Origin of the sequence: Streptomyces sp. HM190 (assembly GCF_009857135.1) — a bacterium.
In the GTDB taxonomy this organism is placed as follows: domain Bacteria; phylum Actinomycetota; class Actinomycetes; order Streptomycetales; family Streptomycetaceae; genus Streptomyces; species Streptomyces heilongjiangensis.
Map to the genome: position 1 here is coordinate 79,061 of NZ_CP047318.1, position 13,533 is coordinate 92,593.

Annotated in this window: 10 protein-coding genes and 1 pseudogene; 6 read left to right on the plus strand and 5 right to left on the minus strand. The window is 68.1% G+C overall.

The window, feature by feature from the left end:
• Window positions 1-158: 158 nt before the first annotated feature.
• Window positions 159-1,007, plus strand: a pseudogene (locus GSY65_RS00255) (IS5 family transposase).
• Window positions 1,008-1,178: 171 nt separating this feature from the next.
• Here GSY65_RS00255 and GSY65_RS34595 read toward each other — a convergent pair.
• The 5 genes from GSY65_RS34595 to GSY65_RS00280 form a co-directional block, all read right to left on the minus strand.
• Entirely contained in the window at window positions 1,179-1,487 is a 309-nt protein-coding gene (locus tag GSY65_RS34595; protein WP_443043180.1) for a hypothetical protein, read from the minus strand.
• 359 nt (window positions 1,488-1,846) lie between these two features.
• Entirely contained in the window at window positions 1,847-3,118 is a 1,272-nt protein-coding gene (locus tag GSY65_RS00265; RefSeq protein WP_159765128.1) for an IS256 family transposase, read from the minus strand.
• A gap of 78 nt (window positions 3,119-3,196) precedes the next feature.
• Complete coding sequence (locus GSY65_RS00270) at window positions 3,197-4,441, minus strand: hypothetical protein (RefSeq protein WP_159765130.1); 1,245 nt, start codon at window positions 4,439-4,441, stop codon at window positions 3,197-3,199.
• A gap of 37 nt (window positions 4,442-4,478) precedes the next feature.
• Window positions 4,479-5,342: a hypothetical protein gene (locus GSY65_RS00275; RefSeq protein WP_159765132.1), complete on the minus strand. Its 864-nt coding sequence runs from the start codon at window positions 5,340-5,342 to the stop codon at window positions 4,479-4,481.
• 201 nt (window positions 5,343-5,543) lie between these two features.
• Complete coding sequence (locus GSY65_RS00280; RefSeq protein ID WP_159765134.1) at window positions 5,544-6,026, minus strand: hypothetical protein; 483 nt, start codon at window positions 6,024-6,026, stop codon at window positions 5,544-5,546.
• Between the two features lie 85 nt (window positions 6,027-6,111).
• Here GSY65_RS00280 and GSY65_RS00285 point away from each other — a divergent pair, with 85 nt between their 5' ends.
• From GSY65_RS00285 to GSY65_RS33480, 5 genes are all read left to right on the plus strand, one after another.
• Window positions 6,112-6,990, plus strand: coding sequence for a hypothetical protein (locus GSY65_RS00285; protein WP_201452419.1), 879 nt, complete (start codon window positions 6,112-6,114; stop codon window positions 6,988-6,990).
• 1,082 nt (window positions 6,991-8,072) lie between these two features.
• Window positions 8,073-8,648, plus strand: a complete 576-nt coding sequence (locus GSY65_RS00290; RefSeq protein WP_236579631.1) for a hypothetical protein — start codon at window positions 8,073-8,075, stop codon at window positions 8,646-8,648.
• Window positions 8,645-10,717: a DEAD/DEAH box helicase family protein gene (locus GSY65_RS00295; RefSeq protein WP_159765138.1), complete on the plus strand. Its 2,073-nt coding sequence runs from the start codon at window positions 8,645-8,647 to the stop codon at window positions 10,715-10,717. Before GSY65_RS00290 ends, GSY65_RS00295 begins: the two co-directional genes overlap by 4 nt.
• Entirely contained in the window at window positions 10,707-12,857 is a 2,151-nt protein-coding gene (locus GSY65_RS00300) for a stress protein (RefSeq protein WP_236579633.1), read from the plus strand. Before GSY65_RS00295 ends, GSY65_RS00300 begins: the two co-directional genes overlap by 11 nt.
• A gap of 131 nt (window positions 12,858-12,988) precedes the next feature.
• Complete coding sequence (locus GSY65_RS33480) at window positions 12,989-13,432, plus strand: TerD family protein (protein ID WP_236579634.1); 444 nt, start codon at window positions 12,989-12,991, stop codon at window positions 13,430-13,432.
• The last annotated feature ends 101 nt before the right edge of the window (window positions 13,433-13,533 follow it).

Genomic DNA, 13,533 nt, shown 5'->3' on the forward strand with positions numbered 1-13,533 from the left:
GATCTTCCGGCGGTACGCGCATGAAGGCAGGGCCTCCTGGTAGCTCGGGGGTGCGACCCCATTCCGAGCGGTTCCCGGAGGCCCTGTTGTCGTTGTTGTACGCGCCCGAGCCCGTTGACTTCAACTCGCCCGCCGTGTCGTGCGATTGCCTCGCGCACGTGTACGGCAACGCGGCCGATCATCCTGATCGGGTTCGCCGGTATCCGTCGGACACGACGGACGCGGAGTGGGCGGCCATCCGGCCGTTGTTGCCGGTGCCGGCCTGGCTTCAGGGGCGGGGCGGACGGCCCGAGGGCTACTGTCACCGGCAGCTGCTGGACGCGATCCGTTACCTGGTCGCGGGCGGGATCTCGTGGCGGGCGATGCCCGCGGACTTCCCCGGCTGGGGCCGGGTTTACGCCTTCTTCCGCCGCTGGCGCGAGCATGGGCTGATCGCCGAGTTCCACGACCGACTGCGCGGGAAGGTCCGTGAGCGCGAGGGCCGTGAGGCCGAGCCCACGGCGGGGATCATCGACGCGCAGTCGGTGCGGGCCGCCGCGACCGTGCCGGCCGCCTCACGCGGCTATGACGGCGGGAAGAAGGTGCCGGGCCGAAAGAGGCACATCGTGACCGACACCCTCGGTCTGCTCCTGGCCGTCGCGGTCACCGCCGCGAACATCGGCGACCGAGACGCCGCCGTCGGCCTGCTGACCCGCCTGCGTCGCCTGCACCGCGACATCACCCTCGTCTGGGCCGACGGCGGCTACACCGGCGGCCTCGTCGGCTGGTGCCGGGACGAACTCGCCCTGACCTTGGAGATCGTCAAGCGCACCGACGACATGACCGGGTTCGTGGTGCTGCCGAGGCGGTGAGTGGCAGAGCGCACGTTCGCATGGTTGATGAACTCCCGCCGTCTGGCCCGGGACTACGAAACCCTGCCCGCCACCAGCGAGGCGATGATCCGGTGGTCGATGGTCACGCGGATGAGCCGGCGTCTGGCGCGGCCACGGGCCGCCGGCCGGCGCTGAATGCCCCGACGCCTCCAGGAGGAGCCAGCCGCGCTCCGCCAGGCGCCGGGCTTTCGACCGCAGCCCCTCGACCTTCGCCGGCGTCGCCTCAAGGCCCAGCTCCACCGCGATCTCCTTGGCTCGAAGCGGCCCGTGACCCGTGGATCGCTGCTGTTCCAGCACGCCCAGAATTCACTGATAGTCCGGCGCAAGAACCGTCACCGGCAGCCCTTCCCGCCAGGGCGGCACCGTCGAGCCCGGCACCGGCGCGAGCGACGGCGCCGCTTTCTGCTCCGCCTCGGTCATGGTCACGGCAGTGGACTCGGCCGCAGAGACTGCCAGGGCCTCGACCAGTTCCTCCCGCGCGATCACCCGCCGGTCCAGCTCGATCTCCGCGGCCTCCAACACCGCAGCCAACCGCGCGACTTCCTCCCGCAGACCCTCCACCCGCACGCGGGCAGCCGCCTCCCGCTCCTCCAGCATTCCCAGCACCGACGCCACCGCGCACCCCTCGACCATGAAGCGGACACAAGACGTCGGCATGCCTCCCTCAACCCGAGCGAAACCATGCCTGACCAGCAGGAATCAAGAGATCACGTTCGATTGAGATACGGCTTCTGATATCCGGCGAAAGCCTCCTGCCCCAGCCCCTGGTATGCGAGCACCCGGCACGCATACAGCGGGCTGGGGCTACCTGCACGGCGTGCGGGTCATCCTCTGCATCCAATGACCTGCATGCGCACGGCCCCTACTGAGGCGGTCATCCCCGCTTGGGCTCGTATGGGCTCCAGCCACGCAGGTACGGGCGCAGGTCTTCTGGTGTGAGGGCGTGTAAGGGACTTTGTGTAAGTCCTTGTCGTTCACCGAACGTTGAGCCGGTCCTCGAAGAAGAGTGAGAACTGGTTCAGCGCCTTCTTCCAGTGTGCCGCGACGTGGTTGACATCGCGTGCCTTGGGGGTGATCAGCTCGCGGACTGCGAGGTAGAGCACCTTCAAGGCCGCTTGCTCGGATGGGAAGTGCCCGCGGTTGCGGGTGGTCTTCCGCAGCCGGGCGTTGATCGACTCGATGAGGTTTGTCGAGTAGACCACCTTCCTTATCTCCGGCGGGAAGGCGAGGTAGGGGATGAACTCGCTCCAGGCGGCCCGCCAGGTCCGCACGATCGCCGGATAGCGTTGACCCAGCTCGCCTGCGGCGAAGTCGTCCAGGGCCTGCTGGGCAGCCTGTTCCGTCGACGCCGTGTAGATCTCCTTCAGCGACGCCACCAGCGCGGGGTGGTGCTGTTTGGACGCCAGCCGCAGCGATGCGCGGATCAAGTGGATCACGCACGTTTGCACCGTGGCCTTGGGCCATGTCGCGGTGACCGCGTCGGGCAGGCCCTTCAGCCCGTCGCAGGCGACGATGCACACGTCCTCGATGCCGCGGTTGCGCAGCTCGGACAGGACCGTCATCCAGGTTGTGGCGCCTTCGCCCTCGTTCCCGACCCACAGGCCGAGGACGTCTTTGCAGCCGTCCATGTCGACGCCGACCGCGAGGTAGACCGGCTTCGAAGCGACCGATCCGGAGCGGATCTTGATCCACAGGGCGTCGATGTAGATGATCGGCCAGACCGGGTCCAGGGGCCGCATCTGCCAGGCTGTGAGCTCATCGGCAATGGCGTCGGTGACCTTGCTGATCAGGTCCGGTGAGACCTCCACGCCGTACATGCCGGCGAGGTGGGAGCGGATGTCGCGCACGCTCATGCCGCGGGCATACAGCGACAGGATCTGGTCGTTGAAGCCCGCGAGCCGCCTGGCGTGCTTGGGCACCAGCTTCGGTTCGAAGCTGCCGTCCCGGTCCCGCGGGACGGCCACGGTGACCGCACCGGCGTCGGTCAGCACGGTCTTCGCCGAGGTGCCGTTGCGGCTGTTGCCCGAACCGCGGCCGGCCGGATCGTGTTTCTCGTAGCCGAGGTGTTCGGTCATCTCCGCGTCCAGCGCCCGCTCGAGCACGGCGCGAGTCACCTCGGTCAGCAGTCCGCCTTCGCCCAGCAGCGCCGCCCCGGAGGCGTCGGCGCGGTCCATCAGCCGCTCGACGACCTCATCCACCAGCTTCTCCTCGACCGTCTCAGCGATCGGGGTCTTGTAATCCGTCATGTCCGTCCGTCCCGGCTGGCCGGGCCCCAAGGCTGGGGGCCTCGGCCAGCCTGTCAGATTACGGACTTACACGATCTTTCAGACACGCCCTGGTGTGATCGCCGGGGGTTCTGGTGTCCCTGGGTTCTGGGGTACTGGGTCGATGCGGTCGGCATAGTCCCGGGCCCAGGTCGCCCAGGCAGTGGCTGCTTCGGCCTTGCCAGAGGTGGCGTGGTGGTCTTCGAGTGCGTCGCAGTAGGCGCGGATGGCGGTGGCTTCCTGCCATGCCTGCACTTGCGTGCGCAGGGCTTTCAGCCGATGGTCTTCCAGCAGGGCGGTGCGAGCTTGTTGCATCGCGGTCAGCCAGCGTTGGCGTGTCTCTTCTTCTTTGCGCTGTTGAGCCTGCTGTCGTTCGTACTCGGTGTGTGCACGGTGAGCGATCTCTCTGAACAGGGCGGGGAGTTTGTCTTCCAGGCTCCACTGCTTCCGGTCTCCCCAGTGAGTACGCCGGCCCCGATGCGCGTAGGTGTGCTCGAGGCTGAGCTCGAGTTCGTGGGATGGGCGTGTGGTGCGCGCGGTCACGCGTTGCCAGGCGTATTTTGCGCTGCTGGGGTCGGGGACCTCGTAGGAGCCTTCGTGGAGGGAGAGCGGGAAGGAACTGTCGCCGATGGTGATCACCAGGCTGGCTGCTGAACCGGTCTCTGGGTTGCTGACCGTGTAGGTGTTGGCCTCGGCTGCGTGGCAGAGGGCGTGGAGGATGCGGCGGGCGCGGGGCTGGCAGTCGGGGCAGGCCGGGATGTGTGCTGCGGCGGCTGCGGGGTGCAGGCGTTCTGGGGGCAAGTTCTCGGGAACTGGAACGGACTCGCCTGGGGGCGCGGAGCGTCGCGGCGGTGACCCAGGGCGCAGGGTGATGACCAGGTCGCCTTTGTCGCGTCCGGTGTGCCGGAGATGGTGGCCGTCAGGGACCAGGTGGTCTGCGCGTGCAGTGTGCAGGGCGCGGCGCCAGCGGGCGCGCTCGTCCGGGGTGGGGGTGGTGATGTGCAGGGTACCGCCGGCTTGCTGGAGTCTGGTGATCAGTTCAGCCGCCTCGGGGGCCGTCGAGGGGGCAGCGGCGTTCGAACGTGGGGCGAGCGAGGCGTCGGTGCGGGCGAGGTGTCGACGGCCGGCCTCAGTGGGGGCTGCGCTCCAGCGACCGTCAGCCCGGGTCATGGCGACCAGGCCCTGGTCGCGCAGGGCATAGACGGTCGTGGTGAGGCCGGAGTCGTCGGAGGTGACGGGTTTCTCGCCGTGGCAGATGCGACGCAGGACGTCGAGCTGGCGCTCGCTGAGCTTGGTGCGGGCCACGGAATCTTCCTGTCGTCGGTGCCAGGACGGTCGGATGTCAGTCGTCGCGCTCTGCATGGCGCAGCGTCTCGAGGGGGATGCCGAGTTCCCGCTCGAAGCGGTCGGCTGCCCTGACCTGTCCGGCCTGGCGGAGACAGCCGATGGCCTGCTCCATGAGCTGGCCGATGCGGAAGACCTCATCACGCAGCGCCTTCAGTTCCTCGAAGCTCTCTACAACGTCCGCGCCGCACCACTGGCGCAGCAGGTCGTAGGCGGGTTGGGAGCTGCGATCGACCTCTGCGCAGATCTCGGGGCTGATGTGGGTGCCGGAATTCTTGCCGCGGCCACGGTAGTAGCGGCCGTAGATCGCGGCTTGCCGTGCCTGGCGTTCGTGCTGGTCCACGACGGCCATGAGATGGTCGGCCCGGCTGCGGGCCAGGAGCCGCGCCACCTCAACGGTGGTGGGCCAGGGCGCGGTCAGTGCACCATCGGTGTCGGTGAAGGCCCGCGGGTCACTACAGAAGAAGCTCTCGGGCACGTCGAGGAGCGTCGCCAGCGCGGGCACATCGTCGACGTACAGCAGTCCCCGGTCACGGTAGTTGACGCCGAAAGACACCAGCCCCTCCCACAGGTGCTCGTCGAACAGGATGACGACCGCTCGGAATGCTGTGTCTTCGTCGTCCGGGCTGTCCCGCGTCAGCTCGCTCCACCGCTCCTCGCGGGCCAGCCAGGCATCCTTGTCCTGCCAGACCACACGCAGCCGGGCCGGCGGCACCCACTCCTGCCTGCCTTCGGCTTCCTCCGCGCCGAAGCGGACTTTGACACGCAGCGGGCGTTGCGTGGCCATCTTCAGGACCTCGACTTCCGCGACCGGTCCGTGGTGCGGCGCCACCCGGTACGCCCACCGCTCCCCCACTTCCACAGGCCCCCCTCTCCTGGCGAACGTTTCGCCACCATCCTGCTCCTGATCACACGACAGGAGGGTGAGCTCCGGCAGATCTGGCCCCCGTGGCGGTGTCCCCAAGTCCCTGGGTGGAGCGGCGTTTCGCTCGCTGGGCCGTCGGCCGCTGCTGCTGGGCGCTCCGATCCGGCAGCTGCGGTTGCGGTCCATGCCAGTCGAGGTTCAGGCGGCGCGCTCATAAGCGGTGCTGGTCCCGAAGACTTCGTCGAAGGGAAGCGCATGACGGCTACTGACCAGATGGTAGGCACCACTGGTGGGCCGGAGCGTGTGGAAGGCGTTGTAAAGGACTTCCGCGGGCGTCAAAACCCGGAGGTCCCCCAGGACGTAGTACAGCGGTACGGGCGCATGAGCGCCCATGAACTGCAGGCCTGCCAGGGCGCACGTGTGGGAGATGGCATAGTTCTGGGACGAGGTGCTGGGCATGCGGGCTTTGGCGTCGATGGTGACCAGCTCGCTGCCGCGGGCTGCGATGAGGTCGGGAAAGTAGCGCAGTGCCGAGTGCGTGTGGCCCAGGGCTTGCTGAATCGGTGCCGGGTAGGTGCCCTGTCCGCAAGGGTGGACGGTCCAACCGCGTGTCTCAAGTGCCTGTTTCACGGTGCGTTCGTGCTGGTCTCCGATGGTCTTTCGTGCCAGCCCGTCGGTCACTCCTGCGCCTCCCTGTCGGCCGCAACTTCGCGTAGTACGAAGCTCCACTGTGTTGTATTACCACCGTAGCGGCTATGATACCGCCATGCCGGAGTACGTTGACCCACGTTTTCGTCCTACGCTGTGGCCTGGGTCCACCATCCCGATCCCGCCCCTGACGCGACGCATCAAGAACGTGCGCGTGGAGGGCGACTGGATCCTGTGGACTCCCGCTCCCTTTGAGGACCGCACCTTCGTAGAGCTGCCCGAGGACTTCTACCTGCGCGAGCTGATGGAACTGCCGGCCGACGACCTCGAGGGCGCAGCCCGCATGATGTCGGCCTACGGCCCACTCTTCGGCGCCGACCGGGACGATCTGTCCTTCGATAACGAGGAGGTGTACTACAAGGTGCAGGACATCCCCGAAGCCGGCAGCGATCAGCAGTCCCATCCGTTCGGTGTCCACCGCGACCTGGTGGCCATCTACGTGCGGACCGCGCAGGACGCGATCACGACATGGCTGGCCTGCCAGCAGGAGGGCGGGCTCGAGGAACTCGTCCGCCCGCACGTCACCGAGGAGACGCTGGCCGACCTTCGAGCACAGACCCAGCACCGCGAGCAGCCCTGGCCGCAGTCGCTCGAGGAGCTGCAGGAGATACTCATCGACGCCGAACTCACCTCGCTGGAGGAGGTGCTGAACCGGGCCCTTGGCCGCTTCAGCATCGGCATCGGCGATCTCTCCGACCGCTACCCCACCGTCTACTCCGCGGCGTTCCTGCAGCTGTACAACCACCTCGTCGAAGGCGCCACCATCCACCACTGCGCCAACGAGAAGTGCGGCCGCGCCTTCGTCCGCCAACGCGGCCGCGCCGCATACCGCCAACACCGCACCACCGGCGTCAAGTACTGCTCCCGGGAATGCGCCCGCGCCCAGGCTCAACGCGAACTGCGCCGACGCCGCAAGCAAGAGGTCAGCAATCCCTGAATGGACCATGCCAACTGCCACATTCGCCTGCCACCGTGTTCACCTCCTGCTACTGGGACGAGTTGCCGCTCCTCACAATGCCTCGTCGGGCCTCTCTGCTGGCATGCCATGACGGCGCATCAAGCCGGCCGGGACAGACTCCACTGACTCAGGCTTCACCCGCCCGCGGCCCGCATGCTCTTGCCGGTGCAAGAACAGCTACAGCACCCCACTATCGAGGCACTCCAGCTGAGATCGACGCGTCTGCAGACCTATGCAGAGCGACCGCGTCCACGTCCGCACCGCGAGTTGCAGTTGTTCTGGCCACCTTGCGGGTGGCGTCCCGCCAGGGTGGTGTAGCCGATCAAGTCGCCGGAATCCGCAGGCCGACGGCGGTGGCTCCGTGCAACCGGGCGCTCAACTCCCCCAGCAGGGCGCCTCATGGACCGCGGACCTGGCGAAGGTCCCTGGAGCCTCGTACCGGAGCGCGAATCGCTTGATCACCTACACCACGACGCGGGACGGGACCACCTTGCGTCTCTCTCCATCCCAGGATCCAGCACGGCCGAAGGGCCAGCGGGCCTGTGTGATGGTGGCAGAAGCATCGAGGTAACCGCCGCCCATGGGGCGTTCGCCCGAAAGGTGGTCAGTCCTTAGGTGGCCGCTTCGGGGCCACGGCGACGTCCGGGGAACGTAGTCGACGTCGAACGCACCCCTTCAACGCCGCATGGTCTCAGCCCTGCCCAACTCCGTCACCAGACCTGGCACTGCCTGACGGCACGCGTCGGCATCCTGCGGACACGCTCGTTGCTCCCGCGCCTGCGCGGGTTACCTGGCTTTGTCTCCCTCCCGCTGAGTGGCCCGTGCGTCCACGTCGCAGTGGTGCGGACTGCGCCAAGTCGGGCGTCGCCCGGTTGGCGGACTTTTCCGCGGAATCTGGCACTCGGGCGAGCGAGTCCGCGAGAGGATGCGTGGACCCTGCAGGTCGCACGCACCGGGGCGCGTGGCTCCGGTTCGGCTGGCCGTACTAGATATGGGGACTTGGGGTGGCGTGAACGCCGAAGCGGGAAGAGCGAGGGCACGTGGCTGGGTGGTTTGAGCGTTTGGCAGCGATTCCCGGCATGCGTTTCACCGGGAGTCCTGGAGTCGTCCGTGACTCGCTCGCGGCGGCGCATGTCCGTCCGGAGAAGTCCTACGGCTCACTGATGTGGCCGTCCGCCGAGGGCAGTACGTCGGCAACGCCGGCCAGCCAGCATGTGCCGGTTGAGGCGAGCGGAGCGGGCCTGGTCACCCGGGTCTGGGAGGCGCTGGAGCTTCCCGGTGAGGCAATGGACTACCACTTCGTCCTGCAGAGCGCCGTGGACCGGCTGTGGAGCGGGCGGCGCGCATACCCTGACGGACTTGCGCTACTTGAGGTATTCGCGCTGCTGGACTTGGAGTTGATGGAGGCGGCTCCCCAGGCGATCTCCTTTGAGTCCGGCCCCGTCCCGTCAACGTTTGTGCACGTGACATCCGTTCCGCGGCTCGTGATGCTGCTGGAGCGAGAGGGCGCCTTCACCGAGGCCCTCGGCGTGGCGCAGCGGCTGGGACGGTTCGGGCAGGGTGAGGACGCGGTGGCCCGCCTCTCAGAGAAGCTCGGGGCACTGACTCTTGAGGCGACGGTTGGCGGGCCGACGTGAGTGCCGGGCTGGAGCAGCTGATCCCCTCGGCCTCCTATCTGGAAGAGGCATTCCTGCGCTGGGTGCTCACTCCGGCCGCACAACGGGGCATCGTGTCCCACGTGCGCAGCCAGTATCCGGTGACGGTCAATGAGCGCACCTACCGGCTGGACTATCTGATCGCAGGCGCGTCGCTGCATCTGGCCGTCGAGTTGGACGGGTTCACCTTCCACAGTGACCGTGCCGCCTTCACCTACGACCGGCTGCGGCAGAACGACCTGGCGGCCACAGGGCTGACGGTGCTGCGGTTTTCCTACGACGCGGTGCGCCTGGACACTGCACGCTGCGTGGCTCAGCTGCAGGCGATGCTGAGCCAGGATGCCGTGCTGGCGCCGCTGGTGATCGCCACGCCGCGTGTCGAGGTCCCGGAGATGGTGGGCGATCCCTTGCGGGCGGCCGATCCGCCTCGGGGCGTCCAGACGCCGGCCGATGAGGCCTATTTCGCCAGTGCGCGTGCTCGGGTCGTCCGGGAGCCGTTGCGGGCCTGCCAGGACGAGGCCCTGGCTGCGCTGGCCAACTATTACGCCTCTGGCGGCCAGCATGCGGCCACGGTGATGGCGGTCGGGGCCGGCAAGACCGCGCTGGGGGTGGCGGCTGCGTTGTCGTTCACCAGGCGGCGAGCGTTGGTGGTGACGCCGGGCTCGGTCATCCGTGGCACCTTCGCCAAGGCGCTCGATCCGGGAGTGCCGGGCAATGTCCTGTACGGGCTGGCGGGCGGTCCGCTGTTGCCGGGTGCCCGGCCGCCGGCCACGCTGGTCCTGGACGCGGACGACGAGCAGATCAGCCGCGTGAGCCGGCAGCGGATGCTGGCTGCGGACGTGCTGGTGACGAACTTTCACGCGCTGGGCACCGGTAACAAGGACGGGGACCTGCTGGCCAAGTTGGAGCCGGAGGATGTCGACTTTATCGTCGTCGACGAGGCCCACATCGCGGCCAGCGCCTCCTATCAGCGGTTGTTCGCCCACTTCCGAGGTGCGCGCACGCTGTTGATGTCGGCGTGTTTCCAACGTCTGGATGGCAAGCCGATCGACGCCGATGTCGTCTACCGCTACCGCCTGGTGGATTCCATCGCGGATGGTTCGGCGAAGAACCTGCGGGTGCATCGGTTCGCGCCGGATGCGGCGGCGACCGTTTACGAGGCGGTGTGGCCTGACGGCCGGCGCGAGCAGATTGTGGGCCGCGAAGCTCTGCTGGCCGCGCTCGGGGACGAGCGGAAGATGGCCCGCATCACCGCGCAGTCCGATGCCTCGATCCGGCACGTGATGACCGTGACGCGGGCCTGTCTGGATGCGCAGGCCAAGTTGCTGGCCCCCGTCAAGCCCCGGGCGCTGTTTGCGGCGTTGGGTGAGGCCCACGCCTGGCAGATCGCCCGGATCGCCGAAGAGCACGGCATTCCGTGTGCCACGCTGCACCACAGCATGTCCTCGTCGGCGATCAAAGCCACCCGGCGGCGTTTCGAGTCGGATGCGGGTGATCTGCAGGGAATCGTGCAGTTGCGGATGCTTGGCCAGGGCTACGACTTCCCGCCCATCACCGTGGTCGTGCCCGTGCGTCCCTATGGCAGCTTCGGCGAGTTCTACCAGTTCGTCGGGCGTGGGGTGCGGGTGCTGCGGCATCCCGGTCTGGCAGCCGAGCAGCAGTACCTGGATGTGGTCTGCCACGCCGAACTCGGCCTCGAGGACCATCTGGAGGCCATGTGCGAGGACAACGACATGGATCCCGCGCTGCTGCTCGACCTGCCGCTGATCGATGTCAGCGCGCTGGAGGCGGACATCGCAGACGGTGACGGCGCTGAGGAAGGGGCATCTGACAGTGCATTGCCGGGCGGGGTCGATGCGTTCGTGCTGTACGAGCAGGGGCGTGTAGAGCAGCGGGTCGTGCACGACCTGGACCGGGTGGAGGCCCGGCGCGCGGAGCGGGAGATGCAGCTTATGGCGCAGCGCTACGCCGTCTATGCGCAGAACACCGCGACTCCGATGCCGTTTGAGCAGTTCGTCGAGTGCATGCGGAGGCTGACCGATGGCCAGTGACCTGTCGCGCTGGTGGGAGCCTGCTCTCGACGCGCATCCCGAGGACCTGCTTGCCCTGGAGGCGGCTGCCGGACAGCAGCAGCGGTTCGGTCAGCTCGACGCGCTCGCGGCCCGGTTGCTGGCCGCGGCACTGGCCGGGCGGCCGGTGGCCTCGGTGGTCAGGGGTGAAGGGGCAGAGGCAGCGGACAGCGTCGAGGTGTTGGGGCTTACCGTCCAGGAGAGGACGTGGTGCGCTGAGGCGTTCGGTCTTCAGGAGCAGCAGCGGCGTGGTGCCTGGTACCTGCCGCAGAAGATGTCACTCAAAGCCGGAGCAGTGAACCTGCCATCTCTGGTGCGCGAACGGCCCGCCCATGCCCTGACGTTGGCCGCGGACGGCTCGGTCGGCGTCAGCTTGGTGGACGGCGCGGCCGAGGCAGTGTTGCTGTGGTCGCTGCTGGTTCCGTTGTTCGAGACACTGATCGAGCCGATCCAGGTGCGGGCGGCTGGCCCGGCGAAGGCGGTCGACGACCAGCAGCGGCTGTGGTCCGGCATCGAGGAGCGCTACCGATTGCTCGGCATTTCCGACGAGGCGCTGGAGATCTTCAGCTTCGGGGGCGGCTGGCACCGGTTGGACCGGCCCGGACAGCAACGTGCCCGCCTCCGTCTCCTGGACGCCCTTACGGCCGTGGATCCGCTGCAGCTCGTCACCCGTTATCGCAGCCTGCAGATGCAGGCCCTGATGGCCGGCTTCGCTAAGAAGGCCAAGACCGGCACCGCCCTGGCGCGCCGAGTTCTGACGCGCGCCCTGCAGCGGGTCGTCTGCGGCTATTTCGCTGGCGACTGGCTGGCCGTACTTGACTACCTTCAGGCGCCGCCGCACCCGGACGAGGAGGTCATCACCGCGTTGCCCGAGCCGCGCCTGTATGTGGGGATGTCCGCCCAGGCGGCCGGCATGGCGGCCGAGGCGGGTATACCGGAGCACGAGATTCATGCGATGCTCGCGGCGTTCCTTGGCGGCCCGACCTCCCTCTCCCCTGTCGAGGAGCGCGCGGCGGCGCTGCGCGGCTGGTGGACCGCCTTCGACCAGGCGCACGCCGCACAACGGCCCGGCATGCGGTCGCTGTGGGGGCTCGTCGACAACGAGGTCATGGCCTTCGAGTCGGGCGAGCGCGGCCAGCAGCTGTACCGGCAGGTGCTGCCCCCTTCTGTCAACGAGCAGGTGGACCGGCTGTGGCAGTCGGTGACGCTGCAGCGGCACGCCAAGAGCATCGTCAGCAACCCACGCCCCCACCAGTTGATGGCCGAAACCTTCGGCCCGGCCCTGGAGTTCTGGCACGGCGTCGCGCTCACCGCCTGGTTCGTGTGCGAAGGCCCCTACTCCCGCACTCCCCTGTCCGGTGTGGCCGACTACTACAGCCGTCCCCTCGCCGCTCTGCGTGCCGCCAACTGCCCCGTCGCGCCAGATCTGATCGAGGAGCTGCGCGTTGCGGAGCAGCATTTGGGGCCGGAGGAGGCGATCATCAGGGAGCGCAGTGAACTCCCGGTGGACACCGCCGTCGGTTCCTTCACCCTGACGATGAGTCACAGCAGCGGCAGCCGCCGGGAAGGCTTCGAGCGGGTGCGTGACATCGTCACCCGCCATCGCCGCGCCTGGACCGAGCAGTACCTCGACACCTACCTGCAGCAGCGCTGGCGCACCGCGCTGCAAGACGTCGCACGCGCCTACCACCGGTTCGTGGCCGCGAAGGGCCGACCGCCCACCCTGATCCAGTTCGCCCAGTTCGCCGCCGCCACGGCCAACCAGTGGACCGGCGGCGACCTCGGCGGCCTCTACACCGCGATCGGAGAGCCTGCACCCGCCCAGCAGGAGCGCCCGGCCCGTCTCCTGCCGGGCGACGGGGACGACTTCGCCCGCCGCGTCTACACCGCACTCGGCGGCATTGCCGTCGACAACGACCTGCGCATGAACCAGCCCGAGGAAGCTCAACGGCAATGGCAACTCACCCGCCTGGCCGTCGAAAGCCTGCGCTACCTGCAACTCCACGAAGCCCTCGGACAGCCCCCACACCCAAACAGTTTGGCTCGGCACGTCTGGCCTGGCCCTGGCCTGGGGGAGAAGCCGAAGGCTGGCCCGTCTTCCAGCGCACTCTGGCCACGCTGACCAACACCAGCCCGCCCTCGCAGACACCACCGGACGCGGAAGCAGCCGAGAACCGCCTGGGTGCCCCGCAGCCTGCCGGGAAGGCGCTGAGCAAGGGGGCCAACGCCCTTCTGGAAGCCGAATCCGTCACGGTGCGCATCATCACCACCGGTGTACCCGTCGATGTCTCCGCCGTACTCCTCACCAGCCACGGCAAGGTACGCGGCGACCACGATCTCGTCTTCTACAACCATCCCTACCAAGACGGTGTCCACAGCAGTACAGCCGCCATCACCGCGGAACTGCCCCATATCCCTGCTGACATCGACCGCGTGGCCGTCATCGCCAGCATCGACCTCGAAGCACAGCCCACGGCCGTCTTCGACCAGCACGCCACATGGCGTGCGGAGACCACGCAGCCCTCGGGCACCAGCTTGTCCTTCGAGCCACCACCCTTCACTTCGGGCGAGACCGTCTCCGTCGTCGTGGAGATCTATCGGCACGCAGCGGGCTGGAAGGTCCGTGCTGTCGGGCAGGGCTACAACACCGGCCTGGCAGGCATGGCCACGGACTTCGGCATCAACGTAGAGGGCTGACAGATCCAAGTCGCCCAGCCAGGATCATCACCGCTGGGCACGGGCACTTGCAACAAGGGCGGGCCCACCGGTCCGCACGTGCAGGTCCCACCACACCAGGA